At 70.9% G+C, this 23,199-nt stretch carries 20 protein-coding genes; 8 read left to right on the top strand and 12 right to left on the bottom strand.

All coding sequences use genetic code 11. The features are described from left to right. Positions 1-97 precede the first annotated feature (97 nt). Positions 98-934, top strand: a complete 837-nt coding sequence (locus tag RHODO2019_RS15730; RefSeq protein ID WP_265382662.1) for a class I SAM-dependent methyltransferase — start codon at positions 98-100, stop codon at positions 932-934. A 15-nt stretch (positions 935-949) separates the two neighbouring features. Here the strand turns inward: RHODO2019_RS15730 and RHODO2019_RS15725 are convergent, their stop codons facing one another. Genes RHODO2019_RS15725 through RHODO2019_RS15715 form a run of 3 tightly spaced genes read right to left on the bottom strand, consistent with a single transcriptional unit; the run spans position 950 to position 4,998 of the window. Beyond that, positions 950-2,770 (bottom strand): glycosyltransferase, encoded by a 1,821-nt coding sequence (locus tag RHODO2019_RS15725; RefSeq protein ID WP_265382661.1) that lies wholly within the window; start codon positions 2,768-2,770, stop codon positions 950-952. A 6-nt stretch (positions 2,771-2,776) separates the two neighbouring features. Continuing rightward, positions 2,777-3,973 (bottom strand): UDP-galactopyranose mutase, encoded by a 1,197-nt coding sequence (gene glf, locus RHODO2019_RS15720; protein ID WP_265382660.1) that lies wholly within the window; start codon positions 3,971-3,973, stop codon positions 2,777-2,779. A gap of 53 nt (positions 3,974-4,026) precedes the next feature. Further along, positions 4,027-4,998, bottom strand: coding sequence for a CAP domain-containing protein (locus RHODO2019_RS15715; protein WP_265382659.1), 972 nt, complete (start codon positions 4,996-4,998; stop codon positions 4,027-4,029). A gap of 340 nt (positions 4,999-5,338) precedes the next feature. Here RHODO2019_RS15715 and RHODO2019_RS15710 point away from each other — a divergent pair, with 340 nt between their 5' ends. Both RHODO2019_RS15710 and RHODO2019_RS15705 read left to right on the top strand, forming a co-directional pair. After that, positions 5,339-7,312, top strand: coding sequence for a DUF6541 family protein (locus tag RHODO2019_RS15710; protein WP_265382658.1), 1,974 nt, complete (start codon positions 5,339-5,341; stop codon positions 7,310-7,312). A 158-nt stretch (positions 7,313-7,470) separates the two neighbouring features. Then, entirely contained in the window at positions 7,471-7,860 is a 390-nt protein-coding gene (locus tag RHODO2019_RS15705) for a GtrA family protein (RefSeq protein WP_265382657.1), read from the top strand. 6 nt (positions 7,861-7,866) lie between these two features. On the opposite strand, the gene RHODO2019_RS15700 is transcribed toward RHODO2019_RS15705, so the two are convergent. The 3 genes from RHODO2019_RS15700 to RHODO2019_RS15690 form a co-directional block, all read right to left on the bottom strand. Then, the gene (locus tag RHODO2019_RS15700; protein WP_265382656.1) at positions 7,867-8,625 is read right to left on the bottom strand and encodes a class I SAM-dependent methyltransferase; all 759 of its coding nucleotides are present in this window, start codon (positions 8,623-8,625) and stop codon (positions 7,867-7,869) included. A gap of 133 nt (positions 8,626-8,758) precedes the next feature. Then, on the bottom strand, positions 8,759-11,077 hold the full coding sequence (locus RHODO2019_RS15695) for a hypothetical protein (RefSeq protein WP_265382655.1): 2,319 nt from the start codon (positions 11,075-11,077) through the stop codon (positions 8,759-8,761). Then, complete coding sequence (locus RHODO2019_RS15690; RefSeq protein ID WP_265382654.1) at positions 11,074-11,673, bottom strand: hypothetical protein; 600 nt, start codon at positions 11,671-11,673, stop codon at positions 11,074-11,076. The genes RHODO2019_RS15695 and RHODO2019_RS15690 overlap by 4 nt, the downstream gene beginning before the upstream one ends. A gap of 166 nt (positions 11,674-11,839) precedes the next feature. Here RHODO2019_RS15690 and RHODO2019_RS15685 point away from each other — a divergent pair, with 166 nt between their 5' ends. After that, entirely contained in the window at positions 11,840-12,880 is a 1,041-nt protein-coding gene (locus RHODO2019_RS15685) for a glycosyltransferase (protein ID WP_265384819.1), read from the top strand. Beyond that, positions 12,877-13,815: an NAD-dependent epimerase/dehydratase family protein gene (locus RHODO2019_RS15680; RefSeq protein ID WP_265382653.1), complete on the top strand. Its 939-nt coding sequence runs from the start codon at positions 12,877-12,879 to the stop codon at positions 13,813-13,815. Before RHODO2019_RS15685 ends, RHODO2019_RS15680 begins: the two co-directional genes overlap by 4 nt. Before the next feature lie 29 nt (positions 13,816-13,844). On the opposite strand, the gene RHODO2019_RS15675 is transcribed toward RHODO2019_RS15680, so the two are convergent. Next, the gene (locus RHODO2019_RS15675) at positions 13,845-16,025 is read right to left on the bottom strand and encodes a hypothetical protein (protein ID WP_265382652.1); all 2,181 of its coding nucleotides are present in this window, start codon (positions 16,023-16,025) and stop codon (positions 13,845-13,847) included. 315 nt (positions 16,026-16,340) lie between these two features. On the opposite strand from RHODO2019_RS15675, the gene RHODO2019_RS15670 reads away from it, so the two are divergent. Both RHODO2019_RS15670 and RHODO2019_RS15665 read left to right on the top strand, forming a co-directional pair. Next, positions 16,341-16,904: a GtrA family protein gene (locus RHODO2019_RS15670; protein WP_265382651.1), complete on the top strand. Its 564-nt coding sequence runs from the start codon at positions 16,341-16,343 to the stop codon at positions 16,902-16,904. After that, positions 16,901-17,734 carry a glycosyltransferase family 2 protein gene (locus RHODO2019_RS15665; protein WP_265382650.1) on the top strand — a complete coding sequence of 278 codons (834 nt, stop codon included), beginning with the start codon at positions 16,901-16,903 and terminating at the stop codon, positions 17,732-17,734. The genes RHODO2019_RS15670 and RHODO2019_RS15665 overlap by 4 nt, the downstream gene beginning before the upstream one ends. A gap of 108 nt (positions 17,735-17,842) precedes the next feature. Here RHODO2019_RS15665 and glfT1 read toward each other — a convergent pair whose 3' ends face one another. The 5 genes from glfT1 to RHODO2019_RS15640 all read right to left on the bottom strand — a co-directional run bounded on the left by glfT1 (position 17,843) and on the right by RHODO2019_RS15640 (position 21,888). Continuing rightward, complete coding sequence (glfT1, locus tag RHODO2019_RS15660; RefSeq protein WP_265384818.1) at positions 17,843-18,703, bottom strand: galactofuranosyltransferase GlfT1; 861 nt, start codon at positions 18,701-18,703, stop codon at positions 17,843-17,845. Positions 18,704-18,747: 44 nt separating this feature from the next. After that, positions 18,748-19,542 (bottom strand): galactan export ABC transporter ATP-binding subunit Wzt/RfbE, encoded by a 795-nt coding sequence (wzt, locus tag RHODO2019_RS15655; RefSeq protein WP_265382649.1) that lies wholly within the window; start codon positions 19,540-19,542, stop codon positions 18,748-18,750. Between the two features lie 6 nt (positions 19,543-19,548). Further along, on the bottom strand, positions 19,549-20,421 hold the full coding sequence (gene wzm / locus RHODO2019_RS15650; protein WP_265382648.1) for a galactan export ABC transporter permease subunit Wzm/RfbD: 873 nt from the start codon (positions 20,419-20,421) through the stop codon (positions 19,549-19,551). 54 nt (positions 20,422-20,475) lie between these two features. Further along, positions 20,476-21,345, bottom strand: a complete 870-nt coding sequence (gene rfbA, locus RHODO2019_RS15645) for a glucose-1-phosphate thymidylyltransferase RfbA (protein WP_265382647.1) — start codon at positions 21,343-21,345, stop codon at positions 20,476-20,478. A gap of 66 nt (positions 21,346-21,411) precedes the next feature. Further along, positions 21,412-21,888, bottom strand: a complete 477-nt coding sequence (locus RHODO2019_RS15640; RefSeq protein ID WP_265382646.1) for a bacterial proteasome activator family protein — start codon at positions 21,886-21,888, stop codon at positions 21,412-21,414. A gap of 102 nt (positions 21,889-21,990) precedes the next feature. Between RHODO2019_RS15640 and RHODO2019_RS15635 the strand changes: the two genes are divergently transcribed. After that, on the top strand, positions 21,991-23,190 hold the full coding sequence (locus RHODO2019_RS15635; protein WP_265382645.1) for a cysteine desulfurase-like protein: 1,200 nt from the start codon (positions 21,991-21,993) through the stop codon (positions 23,188-23,190). Positions 23,191-23,199: the final 9 nt, after the last annotated feature.

The following is a 23,199-nucleotide window of genomic DNA, read 5'->3' as shown; positions in this document are numbered from 1 at the left end:
CGGGGTGGTGTCACACTGCTCCACGACCACACCGTGACCCCGCCCGTGAACACGGGGTGGCGGTCCCCGACCCTGTCACCCGATCGAGGAGACACCGATGCTGCGGCGCCTGCGCGAATCCGCGCACACCAAGGTTCAGAACGCCGTGCGTGAAGTGCTCGACGAGCGTCGTGACGCTGATCGCGCAGAGCTGCTCGGGGTGCGCGACCAGCTGGTCGCCGAGGTCGTCCGCTGCCGCGAGGAGGCGGCCGCCGCGAGGGATCTCCTGGCCAAGGCCATCGTCGATCTCGAGTGGCGGCAGCGCAGGGACCTCTTCTTCGCCGCCGAGGTCCGCGCAGCGGCTGAGAGCGAGGCGTTCATCCTCCACCGGATGCCCACGGCGCCGTCGTTCCCGCACCCGTACGACACGTTGCGGTTCGGCGCCGGCCGGGTGGCCGTCGACGGGCTTGCGCTCGAGTTCGGCGTGGCCACCGGGGCGACGCTGCGGATCATCGTCGAGAGCCTGCCGGGTCGCGGTGTCCACGGGTTCGACGTCTTCACCGGTCTGCCCGAGGACTGGCGCACAGGGTTCCCGACGGGTGCCTTCTCCCAGGAGTCGCTGCCGGACGTGCCGGGCGCTGAGCTCGTGGTGGGCCTGTTCGAGGACACGCTGCCCGAGTTCCTCGCGGCGCACCCCGGGCCCGTCGCCCTGCTGCACGTCGACGCTGACCTCTACAGCGCGGCGGTCACCGTGTTCGAGCACGTGGGCCCCCGACTGGTGGCTGGCTCGATCGTGGTCTTCGACGAGTACTTCAACTACCCGGGTTGGCAGGGCGGCGAGCACAGGGCGTGGACCGAGTTCGTCGAGCGGACCGGGGTCGAGTTCGCCTACCTCGGGTACACCTTCGACAACGAGCAGCTCGTCGTGGAGATCACCAGCGTCCCCCGGGCCTGAGCGCGGGGGACGTCCTCAGGACCTGCCGTAGAGGCGGGCCCAGTTCTCCCGGCTGGTGAGCTGCGGCATGGCCGCCTGGTACCTCGCCTGCAGCTGCGGCGCCTCGACGCTGAGCCGACGGCACACCTTGATCCCGCGAACCAGCAGCTCCTTCGCCACCCCGGGGTCGCGACGGCGTAGCCGTACGCCCTCCTGGGAGGCGTCGGTCACCACGGCCTGGTCGAACTTCGAGACGTGCCACCAGTGGGCCTCAGCCGCGGGGATGGCGACGGTGGTCGCCTGGGTGCGGCCTAGGGCCTGGTCCAGGATCCGCTTGACGAGGATCACGCGCTTGAGGCTCGGCGCCGGGGGTGCGACGACGATGGACATGTCGGCCGCCCGCAGACCCGGCACCGCCGAGGCCGGGTGCCGGACGGTCTCCGGGTAGCCGGCGCGCTCCTTGCGGATAGCGCCGGCGGCGGCCTGTCCGCCGTCGTGCAGGAGCTCCGGGCCCTCGAGGAAGTCCTCCACGGCGCGGATCATCGTCGCCGCCAACCCGTACTGCATGGAAAGCAGGTAGCGGGTGAGCTGCGCTCGGAGACCCTTGGCGACCTGCTTGCCGTTGAAGTCGCTGTGCAGGGCCGCGGTGACCATGGCGTTGCGGATGTTGAAGTACCGGTGCCAGTCGTCCCAGTCCTTCCAGGCGAAGTCGGCGTGCCAGACCCCGGCGCCGGGCAGGGTCACCGTCGCGTGGCCGGCTGCACGGGCGCGGTAGCCGTACTCGATGTCGTCCCACTGGAAGAACAGAGGCAGCGGGAAGCCGATCTTCTGCACGATCTCGGCGGGTATGAGGCAGGTCCACCAACCGTTGTACGCGCCGTCGACCCGCTCGTCCTGGTGGTTCTCGGTCACGTCGATGTCGTGCAGCGCCCGGGGGGTGGCGATCCCCGCAGCCAGCGTCGGCAGGTCCGCGCGCTCGGCACCGACGTGCAGCTGCTCGGGGTGCAGGAGGTACAGCATCTGCCCGCCGATGATCGCGGGCTCGACCGTCTTGTTGGCGAAGGCGTTGAGGCGCAGCACCGTCTCGGGCTCGCAGAGCACGTCATCGTCCATGAAGATGACGTTTGCGTGCTCGGAGCCGGTCTGGTCGGTCACCTCGAACAGTCCACGGGTGAAGCCACCCGCGCCACCGAGGTTGGGCTGGGTGATGTAGCGGAGCTTGTCCCCGAGCAGGGCGGAGACGCGCGCGAAGCCCTCGCGGGACTCCACCCGGTCGGTGCCCTGGTCGACCACGTACACCGTCTCCACGCCGGCCAGCGCGGTTCCGTCCTCGGCCATCGCGGCGAGCGTGGCCACGCAGTCGTCGGCCCGGTTGAAGGTGCAGATGACGACGGAGGCGGGCCGGTGCTCGGCGGGCGCGTCGACCGACCACGTGAGGTCCTCCAGGACGAGGCGCTCGGTGGTGCTGGTGACCTCCACCCACAGGGCGCCACCGTCCACGAAGTGATCAATGCTCGCCGCGAGGCGGAGCGTCCCGTCGCCGTCGACGGCTGCACTGCTCACCGTGCGGGTCTCGCCCTCGACGTCGGAGGCCACGACGGCCACGCGGCCCCGCCCGGCGACGGTGGCCGAGACGGTGACCTCGGTGACCGCGGTCCAGCGTTGCCAGTAACTCGCGGGCAGGCGGCCGAAGTAGGTGTTGGTGCTGACCCGTGCATCCGGCTCGAGCTGCACCCGGGTCCGGCTGCGGTGCGCGATCCCGCGCTCGACCAGGCAGTACATGTCGTCGGAGACCAGCGGGGAGGGCCCCCCGAAGAGGCCTCGCTGGGCAACCATCGTGCTCGTCGTGGCGGTCATCGGTGTTCAGTCCTCCAGCGAGCCGGCAAGTGGCCGACCCTCGGTGAAGTAGGGGGCGATCCTGTTGTCGTACATCGACAGCGCGCTGCTGATCGCCATGTGCATGTCCAGGTACTGGTAGGTGCCGAGCCGACCACCGAACAGGACGTTGCGGTCGGCGGTCTCCCGCTTGGCCAGCTCGCGGTACGCGGTCACCTTCGCCCGGTCCTCGGCGGTGTTGATCGGGTAGTACGGCTCGTCGCCCGGCTCCGCGAAGCGGCTGAACTCCCGCATGATGACCGTCTTGTCAGTCGGGTAGTCCCGCTCCGGGTGGAAGTGCCGGAACTCGTGGATGCGGGTGAACGGGACGTCGGCGTCGGCGTAGTTCATCACCGGGGTCCCCTGGTGGTCGCCGGTGGCCAGCACCTCCTGCTCGAAGTCCAGCGTGCGCCACCCCAGCTCGCCCTCGACGTTGCCGAAGTAGGCGTCCAGCGGTCCGGTGTAGACAACGGGGACGCCGGGGTTGGCGGCGAGCACCTCGTCGCGCACGTCGAACCAGTCGGTGTCCAGACGCACCTCGATGCCGGGCTGGTCGGCCATCGCCTCGATCCAGGCCGTGTAGCCGTGGGTGGGCAGGCCCTCGTGGGTGTCGTTGAAGTAGCGGTTGTCGAAGGTGTACCGGACCGGCAGACGACTGATGATGGCCGCGGGCAGCTCGGTGGGGTCGGTCTGCCACTGCTTGGCGGTGTAGCCCTTGAAGAAGGCCTCGTAGAGCGGGCGGCCGACGAGCGAGACCGCCTTCTCCTCGAAGTTCGCGGCCTCCTTGCCGTCGATCTCCGCGGCCTGCTCCGCCACGAGCCCGCGGGCCTGGTCCGGGGTGAGGGCGCGACCGAAGTAGGCGCACATCGTGGCCAGGTTCACCGGCATCGAGTAGGTCTTGTCGTCGTGGACGGTGAACACCCGGTGCTGGTAGCCCGTGAACGAGGTGAACTGGTTGACGTACTCCCAGACCCGCTCGTTCGACGTGTGGAACAGGTGCGCGCCGTACTTGTGGATCTCGATGCCCGTCTCGGGCTCCGGCTCGGAGTAGGCGTTGCCGCCGATGTGGTGGCGGCGGTCGAGCACCAGCACCTTCTTGCCCAGCTGCGTCGCGGTCCGCTCGGCGATGGTGAGGCCGAAGAAGCCGGAGCCGACGACGACGAGGTCCCACGGTGCAGAGGTCACGACGACGAAGGATACCAACGTCCCGGTGCAGGGCCCTTCGCTCCGTGGTGGCCTCAGGACGAGAGGGTCAGCTGAACGCCGTCGAAAACCCCGACCCAGCCGGCGTCCAGGCCCCCTTCCTTCACGCTGATCGTCGACCCCGCGACGATGCCGACCCGGTTGTCGGACAGTGCGAGCGCTTGAACGCCCGGCGTCGCCAGGACGGCCCGGCGCCCGGAGAAGCCTTCCGTGAGCAGCACCTGCCTGCCGCTCAGCACCCCGATGCGGTTGCCCCACATCGTGACGGAGTCCGCTGAGGTGAGGACGACCCATGGGACCGTCAGCGGACCGTCCTTTGCGATCACGGTGCCGTTCGTCACCACGGCGAGCCGGGTGGCCGCCATGGCCAGCTGGCTGACCCCAGACGGCACCAGGACCCACGGCGCGCTCACGTCACCCTCCTTAACGGCGGCGACGCCAGCGCTGTTGATCACGCCCAGCCTAAGACCGTCCAGCGCGTAGCCCGTCACGCCCGTGCCGACAGTTGTCCAGCTGCTCAACAGCCTGCCATGCTTGACCGCGAGCACCCCGGACGGGGACACGGTGCCCAGCCGGCCGGCACTCGTCAGCGGTGTCGTGGTGACCGGTCCAGCTCCCTCGGGTGTCGTGGTGGGAGCTCTGGCGTCGGCCACGTCCGCGAACTCCGTGATGCTCCAGGTCTTGCCCGCACCGGTGACCGAGCCGACCCCGATGACGGTGAACCGGAGGTTTAGGATGTTCGCCCGGTGGGGAGGGCTCGCCATCCAGGCGTCCACGACCACGTCTGCTGTTCCACCGTTGGCCACGCTCTCCCCGACCGTGGACCATCCCGAGGGCCCGTCGGCATCCATGTCCGCGCCGAGCGACGGGTCGCGGCTGAGCGTCCCTGCCGCAGCCAGCGCGGCGGACCAGCGCCACGCGACGTCCGTCGCCCCACCGGATAGGCGGAAGGGGGGGTTGCGCAGGGCGGGGGCGCCGGCCGTCAGACCGAGCAGCCCAGTGAGCACGAGAGGGTGAGCGCGAGGAGCGGGCGACGCCCCCTCGACGCGGACGTGGTCGAAGATCCGGGTGCCGATATGCCGCTCCCTTGCGTCGTGCCACCAGGTCCGCCCGGGCCGTTGCCGACGACGCTGGGCCGAAGGCGCTGGTGGCGCTGTGGTGGCATTCCCTGCAGGTGTCGGCCACCGTTGACCCGCACGTGAGGCTGTCCCGTCAGCACCCCACGACGAGATGAACTCTCGTCCAGGACGTGAGGTACCGCCGAGCTTCTGCCGGCGTGGCCGGTGCTCGCCCCGCCCGTGTGGTCCGTAGCCTCTCCGGGATGTTCTCGCTCCCTCCCCGGTCCCTGTGATCACGTGGCTCCAGGGCTCCCCCGCCCTGCTGCTCGCCGCGGTCCTGCTCCTGCTGCCCGGGGCGGCCATCGGCATGGCGTGGCGGCTGAGGGGTCTTGCCGTGCTGCTCGTCGCACCGCCGATCAGCCTGGCCGTGGTGGCCGTGGCTTCCCTATGTGCTCCGGTCGTCGGCCTGCGGTGGGGGTTCCCTGCCCTTGCCGCCACGACGGCGGTAGTGGCCGCGGCGGTGCTGGCTCTCCGTGGCCACACACCGCACCACGGCGGGATTCGGGCGGACGCGCGGCTCGAGCGCCCGCACGGTGGAGTTCCTGCCGGTCGCTCGACGTGGGTGTTCGTCCTCGGCGGCTGGGCGGTCGCGGCTCTCCTGGTCACGACGACGTTTCGGCTCGGGGTGGGCAGGCCCGACGAGATCTCCCAGACGTACGACGGGGTGTTCCACCTCAACGTCCTGCGGTACATCCAGACGACGGGGTCGTCCTCCCCGCTCGACGTCCAGGGGATGATCGGGGGGACGTACTACCCGTCGCTGTGGCACGCACTCGCGTCGCTCGTGGTCCCTGCGTCGGCAGATTCGGTTCCTGCTGCGGCCAACCTCACCTCCCTGGGGGTCGCGGTGGTCGTGTGGCCGCTCGGCTGCGTCTTCCTGGCCCGGCAGGTCCTGGGGCCACGGCCGGTGCTGCTAGGGCTGGCGGCCATCCTCTCCGCGGCCTTCACCGGTTTCCCGTGGGTCGTGCTCAGCTGGGGCGTGCTGTGGCCGAACGCCATGGGCGTCGCGCTCCTGCCTGCTGTGATCGCCTGCCTGACGAGTGCGGTGGGCACCGCCCGGAACGACCTGCTGGGTGGACGGCGCACGGGGTGGCTGGCGACCGGTGCCGCTGCACTGGCGTGCGGCTCTGCGCACCCTGGGGCCCTCATCTCGGGGATCGTCCTGGGTTCGGTCCTGCTGGTCGTCCAGGGGGTCCAGCGCGCCCGAGGCTCCTGGTCGACCGCGGCGCGACGACGGGGACTCGCCGGGCTGGCCGCGACGCTGGGCGTGGTCACGGTGGGATGGGCGGTGCTGCTCGCGACGCCAGGGATCCGCCAGCTCCAGCAACGCTGGGACGCAACGGTGAGCGCGCCCGAGGGGGTGGCGCAGCACCTGGTCGGAACGTCCGACGGTGCTCGACCGGCCTACCTGGTCTCCGCGCTGGTGCTGGTCGGTGCGTTCCGGTGCGCGTGCCGCCCGGAGCTGCGCTGGCTGCTTGCGGCGCATCTGGTCAGCGTCGGGCTGGACGTCCTCACCGCGAGCAGCAACGGCGCGTTTGCCCACGCGGTCGCCGCCTTCTGGTACGACGACCGACACCGGTTGCTCGCGGTCGTGCCTGTGACGGGGGTCGTGCTGGCAGTGGTGGGGGTGGAGGGGCTGCACTCCCTGGTCGTGTGCCTGGGCCGGTCCCGCGGCGGACCCGTCGGTAGAGCGGGCCGCACGGCCCGAGCCTCGGCCCCGACCATGGTGGCGCTGGTGCTCGCGGTCAGCGCTGGCGTACTGGGAATCTCCGGCAACGCTTTCGTTCTGGCCTCCACGAACTCGTCGGCGTCGAACCTGGTGACCGTCCAGGAGCAAGAGTTCATGCAGCAGCTGGACCAGGTCACGCCCACGGACGCGTTGATCATCGGTAACCCGTGGGACGGGAGCTCCCTGGCCTGGGCGGTGGGCGACCGCGCAGTTCTTTTCCCCTACTTCGCCGGGACCCGGACCCCGGCGGCGCAGTACCTGGCCGACCACCTCAACAACCTCGACACTGACCCCGAGGTGTGCCGCGCGGTGCGAGAAACAGGAGTGACGCACGTGCTGCGCCTGAACCCGTCATTGTTCACCTCGTCCCCGCGGGGGTACACCGGCACCTACGGCGCAGGCAACGGACCGGGATTCACCCCCGTCCTGGTGAACGACGTCGGCCAGCTCTTCCTCATCAGCGGGTGCCGCTGAGGACGAGAGTGCAAGCAGGGGCGTCGAGGACGCAGCTGACGAACAGCCCACGAAGCCGCGAGAACCTTGGGCCGCGAGCCGGCATGACACGCTGAAGTCCAGTCGCCGAGCGGGAGGAGATCACGATGGGTGTCGTCTCTCGGTCACGAGGAGGGCTCGTGCCGATCCTTCCTCGTCGATTTTCCGTGTACCTGGTCGTGGGCGCGGCCAGCGTCGGTACCGACCTCGGGCTTCTCCTGCTCCTCCGGGAGGGCTTCGGCACGCCGGTCTGGATCGCGGGCACCGTGGGCTACGGGGCGAGTGTCACGGTCAACTACGGGCTCAACCGCACTCTCGCGTTTCGCGACAGGGTGGCGACGAGGACCTCGGTGCTGCGGTACACAGCGCTGCTGGGGTTCAACTGGGTGACAACGCTCGCCGTGCTGGATCTCGCCGATGTCGTGGGCGTCGGCTACCTGCTCGGCAAGGTGGTGGCGGTGGCGTTCCTGACCACTGGGAACTACCTCGCCTATGCGCGGTGGGTGTTTCCGGTGACCACGGAGTCCTGAGGACGGTCACGCCCGCTTGCGGGCCACCACGTGCATGATGTCGCTGGTCCGGTCGTGGTTGAGCAGCGGTGCCGCCAGCCACGCGGCGGCCACGCCGGTCACCGTCAGGGGCGTGGGCCGACCGCCCTCGTGCGCGCGCTCCCACAAGCCGCGTCGGACGACGCTGGGCAGGCTCTCGACGAGCACGGGCTCGAGATCCTCGACCTCACACAGCTGCGCCAGTCCTACGGGGTCGAAGTACCACAGGTGGGGGGAGGGGAAACCAACCTGCCACAGGCGGTCGGACAGGCGGTGGGAGCCTGCCCTGTCCATCCAACGCCCGAGGGTGAACACGACCCCACGGGTGCTCGGGATGTTGATGCTCACCAGTCCGTCGGGGCGCAGGTGTCGTCGGCAGGCCGCGACGGCCCCCCGGACGTCGGGGAGGTGCTCCAGGACGTCGTTGAAGCAGATGGCGTCGAAGGTCTCGTCGTCGGAGAGCGCATCGGGGAAGAACCCGTGCCGGACCGTCGCGCCCGCCCCGGCGGACCGTGCGGCGATGGCGTCGTCCGGTTCGAGCCCCTCGGCCCGCCACCCCCGCTCAACCGCAGCCCTGACGAACCACCCGTGGGCAGATCCGACGTCGAGCACCCGAGCTCCGTCTCGCAGGCCGAGCTGGGCCAGGCGGTCGAGCACGCGGGCGTTGTTCGCCGCCCGCAACGCGGAAAGGCCGGTCTCCCGCAGCGACTCGTCGAGGCCGCTGTGGGTGTCACCGTTGATGTCCACGCTCAAGCGGGAGGCCCAGGTTCCGCAGCCGGCACAGCGGAACCTCCACCCCGGGCCGCACTGGTCCATCGTGGCGTCGCACACACAGCACGTCATCTGCTCCATGGGGGCAGACGCTATCGGGTGATCGGGCTCAGGCCGGCGGCCCCGTCGGGACGGTGGCCAGCAGGGCGGGGCCGAGTGCGGCGATGACCGGCGACGGGCTGCCGTTGTTCAGCTCGATGAGCCGGGCCCAGCTGGTGACGGGACGCTTGTCGGTGGCTGTCACGCGGTACACGGTGGCGTCGCCGTCGGACACGGCGAAGACCTCCGAGGTGATGGCGGCTGCGCTCGCACGAGGCAGCGCGAGGAGCGTGCAGGACACCGGGGAAAGCGGGGTGACGGGCAGGGCCGACGATCCCAGGCTGGTGACGAGGTCCAGCGGTCCGGTACGCCCGAGGAAGGTCTGCGTACCGCACCGAACGAGGCTGGACAGCCCCCCTGCACGGGGGTAGCCCGACACCGTGGACCTTGGCGGTTCGGTGAAGGTCGTCGCGATGCCGAGCCGGGCAGCTGCACGGAAGGAGCTCAGAGGGACGAGCTGTGACGTTCCGTCGACCAGGGACACCGTTCCGTCCGTCCCGTCGAGCACGAGTCCGCCGGGCTGCAGCAACGGGGTGCCCTTCGGCAGTGAGTCGGCAACGGCGTCCGCGACGACGACGACCGTCGGCAACGTGCCTCCGTTGAGCGCGACGAGCGCCACCCAGCTAATGACTGGCCGGGCCACCGCACCAGCGATCCGCACGATGGTGGGGTCGGAGGCGCCGCGGAGGTATCCGGGGCTCGTCAGCGCCCCCTCGTCCCCGAGCCGTGCCAGGAGGGTGTCCGAGACCGCGGTGAAGGTGGCCGACCAGGCCGCCGGATCGGCGACCTGGCGTCGACCGGTCGGCGTCAGGAGGTAGCTTGTGAAGGGGTCCGAGCCGCGGACGAATCCGGTGTACGGAAGGTCCTGCGGGAGCGCAGCGACCGACTGCGCGTCCAGGAGCTCCGCGGCAAGCGACCGCGACCAGACGTTCTGGACGTTGATCGAGGCAGGCACCGGGGTCAGCCGACCCGCGTGGGTCAGCCACACCGCCGCAGTGCTGCGGGACACGACCAGGACGTCGTCGCGTACGACGGGCGGACCGTAGGGGAGCGTCGCGATCGACGCCTCGCTCAGCACCACCCGGGGGCCGCCCATCCCCGCCGCGGTCAGGGCCGCGTCGTCGAGCGACTCCCGCTTCCGGCCGCTGCCCACGACGAAGGTCTTCCCCGAGGTCGTGCTGACCAGCCCGGTCAGCACGCTGGTCTGGGAGAACAGTGCGACCTGGGTGCTGGTGAGCGGCACGGACGCGGCGCAGTCGTCCCCGAAGTCGGCCACCAGCCCGCAGGTCTGGACGGGGTGCAGCACCGACCCGTCCAGGAAGAACACGGTGCCGTCGGGGCCCCTGACGAACCGACCCAGCGTCCGCCCCTGCTCGAATCCGGCCAGGTAGTCCACCGACACGACGCCGACGCTGCCCAGTGGAGCGAGCGTGCTGAGCGTCGCGAGGTCCGGCACGGAGTAGCGCTTCTGCCCGCTGACGAGGTAGACGGTGGCGTCCTCGGCCGTCCGGAGCAGGTAGCTGCCGGTCTGCGTGTCGCCGAACCAGTCGGAGAAGATGCGCCAGAAGTTGCGGTTGCCGTACGCCGAGCAGCTGTCCCCGGGCCCGTACAGGTCGGCCAGGGCGGCCCCGTTCGGCTGGTACGGCGTGTAGGTGTAAAGCCCGGCGGTCGCCTGGTTGGCGATGTAGACGCTGCCGCTGCCGCAGCCGGTGTTGGGGTTGTAGAGGATCGAGTTGACGCGGCCCGCCTGGTAGCCGTACCGGGTGGGGTTGGTCGCGTAGACCTTGAACTGGCGCGCGGCCATGTAGACCTGGTTGAAGAACCCGTAGTAGGTGGCGTCGCACGCAGCGGTGTCGGGGCAGCCGTACCCGGTGGCCGAGCGGTAGGCGGTCGTCGACGGTGTGGTCCGCGTGACGAGCGAGGACTCCTTCTCCAGCAGCACGAGCAGCGAGCGAGGGTTGATCCGGCAGCTCCGTGCGACGTTGACCACCATCGACGCGGCGCTCTCGGCCGCCGATGCGGTGTACCCGGCACACAGCCCGTTCTCGGCCGTGCGGCTGGGCGGGACCTGGACGTAGTCCTTGAGGCATGCGAGACCGTTGGCGGCGCGACACCCGCTGCCCTTGTCGTTCAGGAAACCCTGGACCTGATCGGCGTTCATCGTGCCGAAGTCGTAGAAGACGCTGTCGGAGATGATGCTGCCGGCGTTCCACTGGCTCCCGGTCAGGGCGGTCGCCGCGGGGGCCGTGGTGAGCCCGACCACGACCACCACCCCCCCCGCGGTGACGGCCGACAGCAGGGCGGCGAGGACGCGTCGTGCGGCCCTCACCGGGTCACGACCACGTCGGAGCCCGCGGATCGGCCCTGGTGGGTGGGTGAGGAGTAGGTCACTGTTGCCGTCCAGGTGCCGGGGGCCATCGTGGTGGAGTCGATCGTGAGCTGGTCGCAGATCGTGGTGGTCGCGTCGGCCGAGGCGGGGGCGGTCGCCGTGCGGGGATCGGCCCCGGCGGCGTCGCTCAGGGTCAGGGTGCAGGTTCCGCCGTCCTCGAGCACGGCGGCGAAGGCGTTGACCTGGACCCGCTGGGTCGTGGGGTCCCAGCCGGCGTAGGACACGGTCACCTCTGCGTTCGCGCCGGGCGGGGTGGACGTCCCGGGCTCGCCCGGCCCGGCCCCGTCCGCGCCGCGCGGGTCAGGGGTGGTGGTCGCGGCGCTAGTGGGGGCCCTCGTCGAGGTCGCGGGCGGCGGCGGACCGGTCGCGGTCGTGGTCGTGGTCCTGGCAGGGGACGACGTCGGCGACGGTGTGCGCCCGCTCGCCACCGGGTCTCCGCCGCCCACCGGGTCTCCGCGGCCGACCGTGAGCGCCACGGCCACACCCGCCACCACCACCACCACTGCCGCCACCACGGCTGCCGTCCTGCGCACCATCACGAGCTCCCTGGTTCCACGTCACCATCGACACGAGGACATCGGCCCGTGTCCGGTCAACCTTGACCGGGCGGGGGTGAAGAGTCGGTGTGCGACACCGCGCGGGGCGAACCGCGGGACCGCCGGTGCGCCACGACTACACTCGCCGTCCGTGACCGTTGACCCGATGACCGAGGCCGACAGGCCCCACCGGATCTCCGTGGTGGTCCCGGTCTACCAGGGTGAGCGCACGCTCCGACCGCTGGTCGACGAGCTGCTCCCGTGGACGCGGCCCAGCACCAGCCCCGCCGGCCACCCCTTCGTCGTGGAGGAGGTGCTGCTGGTCTTCGACCACGGTCCCGACGGTTCGGCGCAGGTCATCCGTGAGCTCGTGGCGGCCCACCCGGTGGTCCGCGCCGTGTGGCTCAGCCGAAACTTCGGCCAGCACCCGGCGACGCTCGCGGGCATGGCCTCGACCGGTGGCGAGTGGATCGTCACCCTCGACGAGGACGGCCAGCACGACCCGGCCGCGATCGGCGACCTGCTGGACACCGCGCTCGAGCGGGGTGCGTCGGTCGTCTACGCCCAGCCGTCCAACCCCGCTCCCCACGGCCTGGCCCGCAACACCGCCTCCCGCGGCGCGAAGTGGCTGGTCGCCAAGGCGCTGGCCGGGGACGCGGCACCCTCCTACCAGAGCTACCGCCTGGTGCTCGGCGAGGTCGGGCGCTCCGTCGCCGCCTACGCGGGCAACGGCGTCTACCTCGACGTGGCGCTCGGCTGGATCGCCGGGGAGGTGGCGACGTGCCCGGTGGCCCTGCGCGAGGAGGGCGGGCGACGATCGGGCTACAGCTACCGCACGTTGCTCTCGCACTTCTGGCGGATGGTGCTCTCGAGCGGCACGAAGGGCCTGCGACTGGTGAGCGTCCTGGGGGCGGTCTTCGCCGTGTTCGGGGTCCTGCTGGCCTTCTACATCCTGGCGGCGCGCCTGTTCTTCGACGCCAACACAGGATCGGGAGCACAGGGATGGACCTCGACGGTGGTGATCGTGCTGCTCAGCACCGGGGCGATCCTGTTCTCCCTCGGCATCATCGCGGAGTACGTCGGCGTGAACGTCAACATGGCGATGGGCAAGCCGCCCTACCTCATCGTCAGCGACCCCCACGCCGGACCGCTGGGCCGTGCGGGTCGCGGCGGGGCCGGTCGCGGGCCCGTCCCCGACGTCCGATGACCGCTCGACCGACCACCTGGGTGGTCGGCAGCGGTGGGCTGCTGGGCAGCAGCGTGCGGACCGAGCTGGCCCGACGAGGTGACGAGGTGCTCACGTCCGCGGTCCCGTGGAGTGATCCAGAGGCGGCCGTCGCCGCGCTGCGCCACGGGGCGCGCACCCTCGTCGAGCGGGCCGACGGTGGTCCGTGGCGGCTGGCCTGGTGCGCAGGGTCCGGGGTGACCGGCACCCCGCAGGGCGTCCTCGACGCGGAGAACGGCGTGCTCACACGGGTGCTCGACGAGCTGGCCGAGTCGGCCGGGCCGGGCGCCGCTCGAGGCACTGTCTTCCACGCGTCTTCGGCCGGCGCCGTGTACGCCGGGGTGGCCGGCGCCCCCCACACCGAGCTCAGCGCGGTGCGTCCGCTGGCCCCGTACGGGCGAGCCAAGCTGGCGGCCGAGCAGGTCGTCCTCGACTTCGGCTCGCGGACCGGGGCGACCGTGGTGGTGGGCCGCCTCTCCAACCTCTACGGGCCAGGGCAGAACCTGGCCAAGGCGCAGGGCCTGATCTCGCACCTCTGTCGGGCCTTCCTCGTCGCGCAGCCCGTCTCCATCTACGTCTCGCTGGACACCATCCGCGACTACCTCTTCGTCACCGACGCGGCCGCGATGGTGGCCGACACCCTGGACGGTGCGGCCGCGCGGGGTGAGAGGTCCACCACCAAGATCTACAGCGCCGGTCGGGGCACGACCATAGGCGCGGTACTGGCTGAGTGCCGCTCGGTGTTCCGCCGCCGTCCTCGGGTAGTTCTCGCCGCCTCCGAGCTCGCCTCGGCCCAGGCCCGGGACCTCCGGCTGCGCTCGGTTGTGTGGACCGAGCTCGACGCTCGACCGCAGACCCCGCTGGCGGTGGGCATCGCCTCGACCCTGGACTCGACGCGTCGAGCCCTGCTGGGCTGAAGGGTCCGCGCGGGCGCCATCCGACGGGTTCAGACCCGAACGCGTTCCTGCGTTCGCAGATCGGGGCCAGGGCCGGCACCTTGCCCATCTGCCCCGAAGCGGAGTCGACGCCGCCGCCGGACGTCCGCAACGGTGAGGAGCGCGATGCCCACGAGGCCGACGACCAGCGCAGCGAGGCCGAGGGTGGTGCCCGGCGGCCGGAAGGTCACGGTCAGGGTGCCCCGCGTCCCAGCCGGGACGTCCACCGTCACGAAGATGCCACCCGTGGCCGTCACCGGGACGGGCCTCCCGTCGATCGTCGCCGTGTAGCCCGGCCATGCGAGCCGGGACAGTACGACCGCCCCCCCCGAGCCGGACTGGACGCGGTAGCTGCCGACGGCGTCGGACTCGGAGGCGAGGCTCGTCTCGACACCCTGGGCCGACACCACGCGACCGTCGGCCCGCGAGAGCAGTCCGCCGGCACGCACGAGCACCAGCGAGTCGGAGTCTCCGCCCTGCCACTGCCAACCGGCCGGGGCGTCCTGTCCGATCACCAAGGGGTACTGCGCTCTCTGCAGCACGACGCGGTCCAGCATCATGAGGTCGGCGTAGGTGCGGCCGGTGCTGGGCTCGGTGGTGAACAGCTTCTGGTACGCCGCGGGGCAGGTCGAACCGTCGTAGGTCATGCACAGCAGGTCGGAGAACGCCGCGTACCCGATCGAGGTGTAGCTGTTGACGTAGTCCCTGTTCAGCGTCTTCGCGTAGTTGCCGAAGATCAGCGAGTCCCAGGCGCCGTCGAGGGTGCGGTCCGAGGGCGGGACGAGGTTGCGGTCCCCCAGCTGCAGCGTCAGACCGGGCTGCGCGGGGAACGCCGCCTGCGCTGCGTCCTTGCTCGTCGGAAGGTTCCAGGCGGAGGTGTACGGGTAGCGCGAGATCTGGAACCAGAGCACGGGCAGCGAGGAGAGGATCAGCAGGACTGCCACGAGTCGGGGCCGACCCCAGCGGGCGGCCAGCAGCACGACCGCCCCGGCCAGCACGATCGCAAGGCCGACCAGGACGTGGCGACTGAACAGTCCTGGATTCGAGGAGAAGCCGCGGGCGACCTGGACACCGACGAGCAGGAGTGCCATGCCCACTCGGGTCCGGGAGGGGCGCGACAGGCCGTGCCGGCTCAGCAGGGTACAGACGACCAGCAGCATCGTCAGCGCGACGAAGGGGAGCCAACGCGCCGGCCAGCGCAAGGCGCCGAGGCTGCTCGGACCGTCGGTGATGACGAGCATGACGGCCCCGAATATGATTGCCGAGGACAGCGCACGCAGCGACCGGCGGGCCGCCGCCCAGTCGATGAACGCGAGCGCGGGTATCAGGAACCAGGCTACGTAGGTCACCGGCCAGGGCTGCACCTCGCCGAACCACGCCTGGATCGACGGAACGCTCGACGGCAGGCTCGCGGTGAGGGTCTCCGACCACGGCGCGGTGAGAAAGTTGTCGTTGTAGAGGTTGCCCTGCCCGCTGCGCCACGTCACCGACGAGGAGAGCAGCCCGGGGAGGAACGTGAGCGCACCGCAGGCCGCGGCCGCGGCCGCGGCCGCGGCGAGCTTGAGGCCGGGCGCCCAGCGCCCCTGGTGCAACCGTTCCCCGACGACCAGGCAACCGGTGAGCAGACCCGCGGCGATCGCGGCGTGTGGGTAGCCGACGCTGATTGCGAGGTACAGGAACACGAAGGCGGGAACGGGGCCGGAGTTGCCGCGCGCGTAGCGCAGCGAGCTCGCCCAGGCCTGGGCGATCCACGCCATGCTGGTCAGGGCCGTCACCCAGGAGGCCTGGTCGTAGAACAGGGAGAATCCGGTGAGCGGCACCGCGGCGCCCGCGACCGCCGCCCAGTGCGGGCGGGCGCTGTACTCGAGAGCGGTCCGGTAGGCGCCCAGGGCCAGCACGAGCGCGAACACACACTTGACGGCGGCGGAGAAGAGGGACAAGTCGTTGATGGACGGAGCGATGGCGTTGATGAGGACCTGCACGGGGTTCCAGAGCCCGCCTTGGCCCTCGACCGCCCAGTTGCCGCCCATCCACTGGTCGGGACTTAGCGTCGGCAGCTCACCCGAGCGCAGCAGTCGTCCGAGCTCGATCCAGTTGGGTATTGCTCCTGACTCGGTGTCGTCGGAGTAGAAGAAGCGCCTGTTCTCCACCAGGATCACCAGGTAACCGCCGAGCACGCCCAGGACGGTCACCGCCCCCCAGGTCCACCGGGAGCGGCGCGACGGTGCGACGGGCTCGTAGCGGGTGGGTCTCGAAGGGCCCGCGCAAACGCCGTCCGCGCGCCTCGAACGCGCCGCGGGGCGTTCAGAGATCAGCATTCAGCACCTCGTCCGTTCCGGGGGATCGTGCCCAGGATACCTACCGGGCGCCACGGTTCAGCCCGGCTCCGCGGGACGGAAGAATTCGGGCTGTCCAACCACCGCGTACTGTCGCTCATCGTAGACACAGCCGCGCACGTCGTACGTCTGACGGCAAGGTTGTCCTCCGTGCGTGCATCGAGGAGGAGCATGACCTCGCCGGCCACCCCACCCCGGTCTCGGGACGTTCCGGGGACGGCGGCGCCCGCGGGCGACTCGCCCAGCACCCCGGCCCCACCGGCCGGGATGACGGGCGAGCTGGGTCCGCTCATGCGGCTGATCTCGAACCAGAAGCTGGCGTTCCTGGCCGTGGGTGGGGTCAACACCGCCATCGGCAGCGGGTGGTTCGTCGTGTGGGAGCTGCTCACCGGCGACCGGCTCGGGTACCAGTTCAGCCTGGCCGCGGCCTACTTCTGCAGCGTGGTCACGGCGTTCCTCATGTACCGCTTCCTCGTGTTCAAGGTCCGCGGGAACTTCGTCCGCGACCTGGGTCGCTTCGCCGTCGTGAACTTCGGCGCGTTCCTGGTCAACCTCCTGCTGATGACCGTCGCGGTCTCGGGGTTCGACCTCCCCCGGATCCCGTCGCAGCTCGTCATCACCGCGGTCCTCGCCGTCGCCCAGTTCTTCGGATACCGCGACTTCTCGTTCAAGCGCCACGGCGCACCGACAGCAGCACCGGGCCCCGACGCGGCGTCCGAGAGGGGTGGAGCATGACTCCGCGCGTGTCCGTCGTCATCCCGGCCTACAACAACGCCGAGTACATCGTGGAGACGATGGAGTCGGTGCTGGCCCAGGACTACGAGGACCTGGAGGTGATCGTGGCCGATCACTCCTCCGCCGACGGGACCGCCGCGCTGCTCGCGCGCTTCGCCGACGACCCGCGTGTCACCCTGCTCACCACGGAGGCCGGCGGGGGTGCCGTGCGGAACTGGAACCGGGTCTCCCAGCAGGCCCGTGGTGAGCTCGTCAAGCTGGTCTGTGGCGACGACCTGCTCGAGCCCACGGCGGTCAGCGAGCAGGTGGCGGAGTTCGACGCCCACCCGAGTGCGGTGCTGGTGGCCAGCCAGCGTGACATCGTCGACCACCACGGTGTGCGCGTCGTGCGCAAGCGCGGCCTGGCGGGGCTGCGCGGACTGGTGGACGGGCGGGTGGCGGCTCGGCGCACGGTGGTGGTGGGCAGCAACATCTTCGGCGAGCCGGCGTGCGTCCTGCTACGCCGTGACGTGCTGGCGGAGGTGGGCTGGTGGTGCAACGACCACCCGTTCGTCATCGACGAGGCCACCTACATCGCGGTCATGCTGCACGGCGACGTGGTGGCGCTGCCCCGGTCGCTCGCGAGCTTCCGCATCAGCGCCACCCAGTGGAGCGTCGCCCTGGTCAAGGAGCAGTCCAGCCAGGTCCACGGCATGCACCGCGCGCTGCGTGCCGAGGACCCCGCCCTGCTCTCCGCCCGAGACGTCCGAGTGGGAAACGCCCGCGTGGTGCTCATGGCCTTCCTCCGGCGGATGACGTACGTCTGGCTGCGCCGCCGGATGGGATCCTGACCGGCCACCGCGGTTGATCGCGGTCGGTACGGCGTGACAGGCGGCAGTCACGGCCTGGGGCGGGGGGGCGGGCGGGTGCCTCGACCAGCTCCCTGCACCGCCCTTCCCCTACAGGCGGGTGAAGCGTTCCTTGCGCCCCAGGGTGCGCAGCCGGAACCACTCACGCAGGCCAGCCGGGTCCCGCCGGTTCACCAGGAAGTACCAGCCGAAGCGGAGCCACTCCTGCGGCAGCAGCCTGCGCATCCCGGGTTGCGCCATGAGGTACCCGCGGTTGCGGTAGGTGTAGAACCGCTTGACGTCGTCGTCGGGGTACTGCGTGTGCAACCGGCCACCCAGGATCGGTCGGAACTCGTCGGACCCGTTCGGGTGCAGGTACGTGGTCTGCAGGCACGTGCCGAAGCGGACGCCGGAGCGCACCAGCCTCCGGTGCACCTCCACCTCGTCCCCGCGGAAGAACAGGCGGTGGTCGGGCACGCCCACGGTGTCCACGCAGTCGGCGCTGAAGAGGGCACCGTTGAACAGCGAGGCGATCCCGGGCAGCAGGTCCTCGCCGTCGTCGCCGAGCTCCGAGCGCAGCCGGCGCCACTGCACACCGCGCCGCAGCGGGAAGGCCAGTCGGGAGGGGTCGGCGATGTCGACGACCACCGGCGACACCGCGACCAGCGAGTGCCGCTCGGCGCACGCCAGCAGCGTCGCCAGGACCTCAGGGCCCTCGGGGCGACCGTCGTCGTCGGCGAGCCACAGCCAGTCGGCCCCCAGGCTCAGCGCGTGGAGCATGCCCAGGGCGAACCCGCCGGCTCCCCCGAGGTTGCGCTGCGAGGGCAGGTAGGTGGCGGGCAGGCCGCACTGCTCGACGACCGCGCGCACCTCGGGCTGGGCACCGTTGTCGACCACCACCAGGTGGTCGACCGGGCGGGACTGGGCCGCCAGGACCCGCAGCGACTCGGTGAGCAGCTCGCGGCGGTGCATGGTGACCACCACGGCCACGACGGTCGCCGGGGGGGCGGGCTGGCTCACGCGTGCGCAGCGATCATCCGGTCGACCCGCTCCGCCGAGTCCGGGCCGTTGTAGGCGGTGAGCACGTCCCGGATGGAGCCGGACTGGCGCACCGTGCCGTGGTCGATCCACATGGCGCTGGAGCACAGCTGGACCAGGAACTCGTCGGAGTGGCTGGCGAAGACGAGGATGCCGGCGCGGGCCACCAGGTCCTGCAGCCGGACGCGGGCCTTCTTCATGAACTCGGCGTCCACGGCCCCGATGCCCTCGTCGAGCAGCAGGATCTCCGGCTCGATGCTGGTGACCACCGCGAGTGCGACTCGTACCCGCATGCCGGTCGAGTAGGTCCGCATGGGCATCGCGAGATAGTCGCCGAGCTCGGTGAACTCCGCGATCTCGTCCATCTTGGCGAGCATCTGCTTGCGCGTCATGCCCAGGAACAGGCCCCGGATGATGATGTTCTCGAACCCGGAGATCTCCGGGTCCATGCCCACACCGAGGTCGAACACCGGCGCGACTCGACCCTGGATGGAGGCACGGCCACGGGTGGGTTCGTAGATGCCCGAGAGGAGTCGCAGCAGGGTGGACTTGCCCGCGCCGTTGTGACCCACGAGCCCGACCCTGTCCCCCTCCTTGAGGCTGATGGTGATGTCGCGCAGGGCTTCCACCACCACCACGTTCGAGGAGTTCCGGCCGATGCTGCCGCCGGCCCTGCCGAGGAAGGCCTTCTTCACCGACCTGCTCTTGGCGTCGAAGATGGGGAAGTCGACGCAGGCGTCGTGCGTGTCGATCGAGACGTGTCCAGAACTCATGTCAGCTCACACCCAGTAGGCCACGCGGGCCCGGTAGTTGCGCAGGAAGAACAGGGCCAGCGCCCAACCCACGACGGTGATGGCGATGACGATGAGCCAGTGGTAGAGGTACTGGCTGTCGCCCAGCATCGGCGCCCTGATGATCTCGAGGAAGTGGAACAGCGGGTTGACCTCCACCAGACGGGCTCGGGAGGTGAGGCTGCCGTCGGCGTTCTTCGGCAGCTGCGCCGCCGTCCACACGATGGGGGTCATGAAGAACAGGAGCTGGACGAGGCTGCCGATGATCGGCGAGACGTCCCGGAACCGGGTGGCGACGATGCCGACAACGATCGCCAGCCACACCCCGTTGAGGCCCAGCAGCGCCAGGGCCGGCACCGCCAGCAGCGACGTCCAGTGCAGACCCTGCGCCGGGAAGTAGATGGCCAGGAGGATCACGTAGATGATCAAGTTGTGGGCGAACAACAGCATCTGGCGCCACACCATGCGGTACACGTGCACGCTCAACGGCGCCGGGAGCTGCTTGATCAGCCCCTCGTTGACGATGAACACCTCGGAACCCTCGAGCATGAAGCCCGAGAGCATGGTCCACACGATGAGGCCGACGGTGATGTGGGGCAGGAACGTGGCCAGGTCGATCTTGAACAGCTGCGCGTAGAGCAGCCCCATGGCCAGCGCGGTGACCCCGGTGGCGATGGTGATCCAGATGGGCCCGAGGTACGAGCGGCGGTAGCGCTGCTTGATGTCCTGCCACCCCAGGTGGGCCCACAGCTCGCGCTGCGCGAACCCGGTCCGCAGGTCCTGCAGCGCACGGTGCAGGGTCCGCGAGTCGGAGGCGACGACCTCGGCGCGGGGCTGCTCGACGGCAGTGGTGGCGGACACGGTGGCCGAGGCTACCCGGTGGGGGCGTGACGAGAGCCCGGTACCGGCGCGGCGCTACCTGCCCTGCTCGAGCAGCCCCAGCAGGTAGGTGCCGTATCCGGACTTCACCAGCTTCTCGGCGCGCACCCGGAGGTCGTCGTCGGTGAGGAAGCCGCGGCGCCACGCCACCTCCTCCGGCGATCCCACCTTGAGTCCCTGTCGGTCCTCGATCGTGCGCACGTAGTTGGAGGCGTCCAGCAGCGAGTCGAACGTGCCGGTGTCCAGCCACGCGGTGCCCCGCGGCAGCACCTCCACCTTGAGCCGACCCTGCTCGAGGTAGGCGCGGTTGACGTCGGTGATCTCGTACTCCCCGCGGGCCGAGGGCTGCAGGTCGCGGGCGATGGCCACGACGTCGTTGTCGTAGAAGTACAGCCCCGGGACCGCGTAGCTCGAGCGCGGCTTCGCGGGCTTCTCCTCCAGCGACAGGGCGGTGAAGTTCTCGTCGAACTCCACGACGCCGTACGCCGTGGGGTCGGCCACCCGGTAGGCGAACACCGCGCCGCCGTCGATGTCGGCGAAGCGGCTCAGGGTGGCGCCCATGCCGGGGCCGTAGAAGATGTTGTCGCCCAGCACGAGCGCGCTCGCGTCGGAGCCCACGAAGTCCGCGCCGAGCACGAACGCCTGGGCGAGACCGTTGGGCTCCGCCTGGACGGTGTAGGTGAGGTGGATGCCGAACTGGGAGCCGTCGCCGAGCAGGCGGTGGAACTGCTCCGCGTCGTGCGGGGTGGTGATGACCAGCACGTCCTGGATCCCCGCCAGGATCAGGGTGGAGAGCGGGTAGTAGATCATCGGCTTGTCGTAGACGGGCACCAGCTGCTTGCTCACGCCGAGGGTGATCGGGTTGAGCCGGGTGCCGGAGCCGCCGGCCAGGATGATTCCGCGCATGCGGGGCATCCTGCCCGGTGCGTGACGTCCGGCCCAAGGTGGCGCTGCTCCGCACGTCCAGGGGGGCTACAGGTACTGGCCGGTGCCCGGGGTGGTCGGTGGCACCGGCGTCGCGCCCGGGGGCAGGGCCCCCTGGTGCACCTGCTCGAGCTGGGAGCGCGCGGCCAGCTGATGGGCGATCACGGCGGTCTGCATGCCGTGGAACAGGCCCTCGAGCCAGCCGACGAGCTGGGCCTGGGCGATCCGCAGCTCCGCGTCGGAGGGAATGGCGTCCTCGCTCAAGGGCAGCGCGAGCCGGTCGAGCTCGTCGCGGAGCGCCGGGGCCAGGCCCTGCTCGAGCTCGCGGATGGAGCTGGCATGGATCTCGCGGAGCCTCGTGCGGCTGGCGTCGTCGAGCGGAGCGGCCCTGACCTCCTCGAGGAGCTGCTTGATCATCGTGCCGATGCGCATCACCTTGGCGGGCTGCTCGACCATCTCGGACACACCGGAGAAGTCGGACGCGGCCTCCTGCACCTGGACCTGGTCGGAGTCTGGTCGTGTCATGCAACCATCATCCCCGGCTGCAGGTAGGGGGGCCTCGCGGTGGGGTCGGTCGGGTGGGGAGGGCACCCGGACCGCACGTCGCCCGGCCGTAGGCTGCGGGGCATGGGTTTCGACGTCGCCCGGATCCGGGGCCTGTTCCCGGCCCTCGGTGACGGGTGGGTGCACCTCGACGCGCAGGCGGGCATGCAGGTGCCGGACTCGGTCGCCACCACGGTGTCGACGGCGATGCGGGCGCCGGTCTCGGGTCCACGGGGGCTGTTCCCCTCGTCGCAGCGCGGGTCGGCGATCGTCGACGCCGCCCGGCGCGCGGCGGCCGACGTGGTCGGTGGGGACCCGGCGGGCGTGGTGCTCGGTCCCGGCCGCTCCGAGCTGCTGACCCGGCTCGCCGACGCGCTGGCTCCGCGGCTGACCCTCGGCACCGAGGTGGTTCTCTCGCGGCTGGACGACGAGGCGAACGTGGCCCCGTGGCTGCGGGTGGGTGACCGCAACGGGGCCACCGTCCGCTGGGCCGAGATCGACATCGAGACCTGCGAGCTGCCGGACTGGCAGTACGACGACCTCGTCACCGGGGCGACCCGGGTGGTCGCCGTCACCGCGGCGGCCAGCTCCGTCGGGACCCGGCCGGAGGTGCGCCCCATCGCCGACCGGGCCCACGCCGTGGGCGGGCTGGTCGTCGTCGACGCGACCTCGGCCGCACCGTTCCTCCCGCTGGACCTGGAGGCGATGGGGGCGGACGTCGTCGCGCTGTGCGGCTCGTCCTGGGGGGGACCGCCGGTGGGCGCGCTGGTGTTCCGGGACCCCGCGCTGCTCGAGGAGCTGCCGTCGTGCTCGTTGGACCCGGAGGCGCGCGGACCCGAGCGGCTCGAGCTGGGGCGGCACGCGCACGCGATGCTGGCAGGCCTCGTCGCGTCGGTGGAGCACCTCTCGACCTTGGACGACACGGCCACCGGGTCACGCCGGGCCCGGCTGCTGACGTCGATGGCGTCGGTGAAGGCCTACCAGGCGGGTCTGCTCTCGCACCTGCTGGCGTCGCTGCGGGCGCTGCCCGAGGTGATGGTGCTCGGCGACCCCATGCGGCGGGTGCCGATGGTGAGCTTCACGGTGGCCGACGTCCCCGCTGCCGACGTGGTGCAGCGCCTGGTGGACAACGGTATCTGCGCGTTCCCGTCCGCCCCCGGCAACCGGGTGTTCGAGGCCCTGGGCGTCACTGAGATCGGCGGGGCCGTGCAGCTGGGGCTGGCGCACTACACGACGGCGGCCGAGGTGGACCAGGTCGTGCGCACGGTCGCCTCCCTGGGCTGAGTGGCCCGC

The sequence above is a fragment of the Rhodococcus antarcticus genome (assembly GCF_026153295.1).
Classification (GTDB): domain Bacteria; phylum Actinomycetota; class Actinomycetes; order Mycobacteriales; family Mycobacteriaceae; genus Rhodococcus_D; species Rhodococcus_D antarcticus.
The sequence above is the reverse complement of the archived record's forward strand: the minus strand, read 5'-3'. Positions and strand labels throughout refer to the sequence as shown.

What these genes read in the sequence shown, in the direction of transcription:
- RHODO2019_RS15730 (WP_265382662.1), top strand. Translation starts at nt 98, where the DNA reads ATGCTGCGGCGCCTGCGCGAATCCGCGCACACCAAGGTTCAGAACGCC.
- RHODO2019_RS15725 (WP_265382661.1), bottom strand. Translation starts at nt 2,770, where the DNA reads ATGACCGCCACGACGAGCACGATGGTTGCCCAGCGAGGCCTCTTCGGG.
- RHODO2019_RS15690 (WP_265382654.1), bottom strand. Translation starts at nt 11,673, where the DNA reads ATGGTGCGCAGGACGGCAGCCGTGGTGGCGGCAGTGGTGGTGGTGGTG.
- RHODO2019_RS15685 (WP_265384819.1), top strand. Translation starts at nt 11,840, where the DNA reads ATGACCGAGGCCGACAGGCCCCACCGGATCTCCGTGGTGGTCCCGGTC.
- RHODO2019_RS15680 (WP_265382653.1), top strand. Translation starts at nt 12,877, where the DNA reads ATGACCGCTCGACCGACCACCTGGGTGGTCGGCAGCGGTGGGCTGCTG.
- RHODO2019_RS15670 (WP_265382651.1), top strand. Translation starts at nt 16,341, where the DNA reads ATGACCTCGCCGGCCACCCCACCCCGGTCTCGGGACGTTCCGGGGACG.
- RHODO2019_RS15665 (WP_265382650.1), top strand. Translation starts at nt 16,901, where the DNA reads ATGACTCCGCGCGTGTCCGTCGTCATCCCGGCCTACAACAACGCCGAG.
- glfT1 (WP_265384818.1), bottom strand. Translation starts at nt 18,703, where the DNA reads ATGCACCGCCGCGAGCTGCTCACCGAGTCGCTGCGGGTCCTGGCGGCC.
- wzt (WP_265382649.1), bottom strand. Translation starts at nt 19,542, where the DNA reads ATGAGTTCTGGACACGTCTCGATCGACACGCACGACGCCTGCGTCGAC.
- rfbA (WP_265382647.1), bottom strand. Translation starts at nt 21,345, where the DNA reads ATGCGCGGAATCATCCTGGCCGGCGGCTCCGGCACCCGGCTCAACCCG.
- RHODO2019_RS15640 (WP_265382646.1), bottom strand. Translation starts at nt 21,888, where the DNA reads ATGACACGACCAGACTCCGACCAGGTCCAGGTGCAGGAGGCCGCGTCC.
- RHODO2019_RS15635 (WP_265382645.1), top strand. Translation starts at nt 21,991, where the DNA reads ATGGGTTTCGACGTCGCCCGGATCCGGGGCCTGTTCCCGGCCCTCGGT.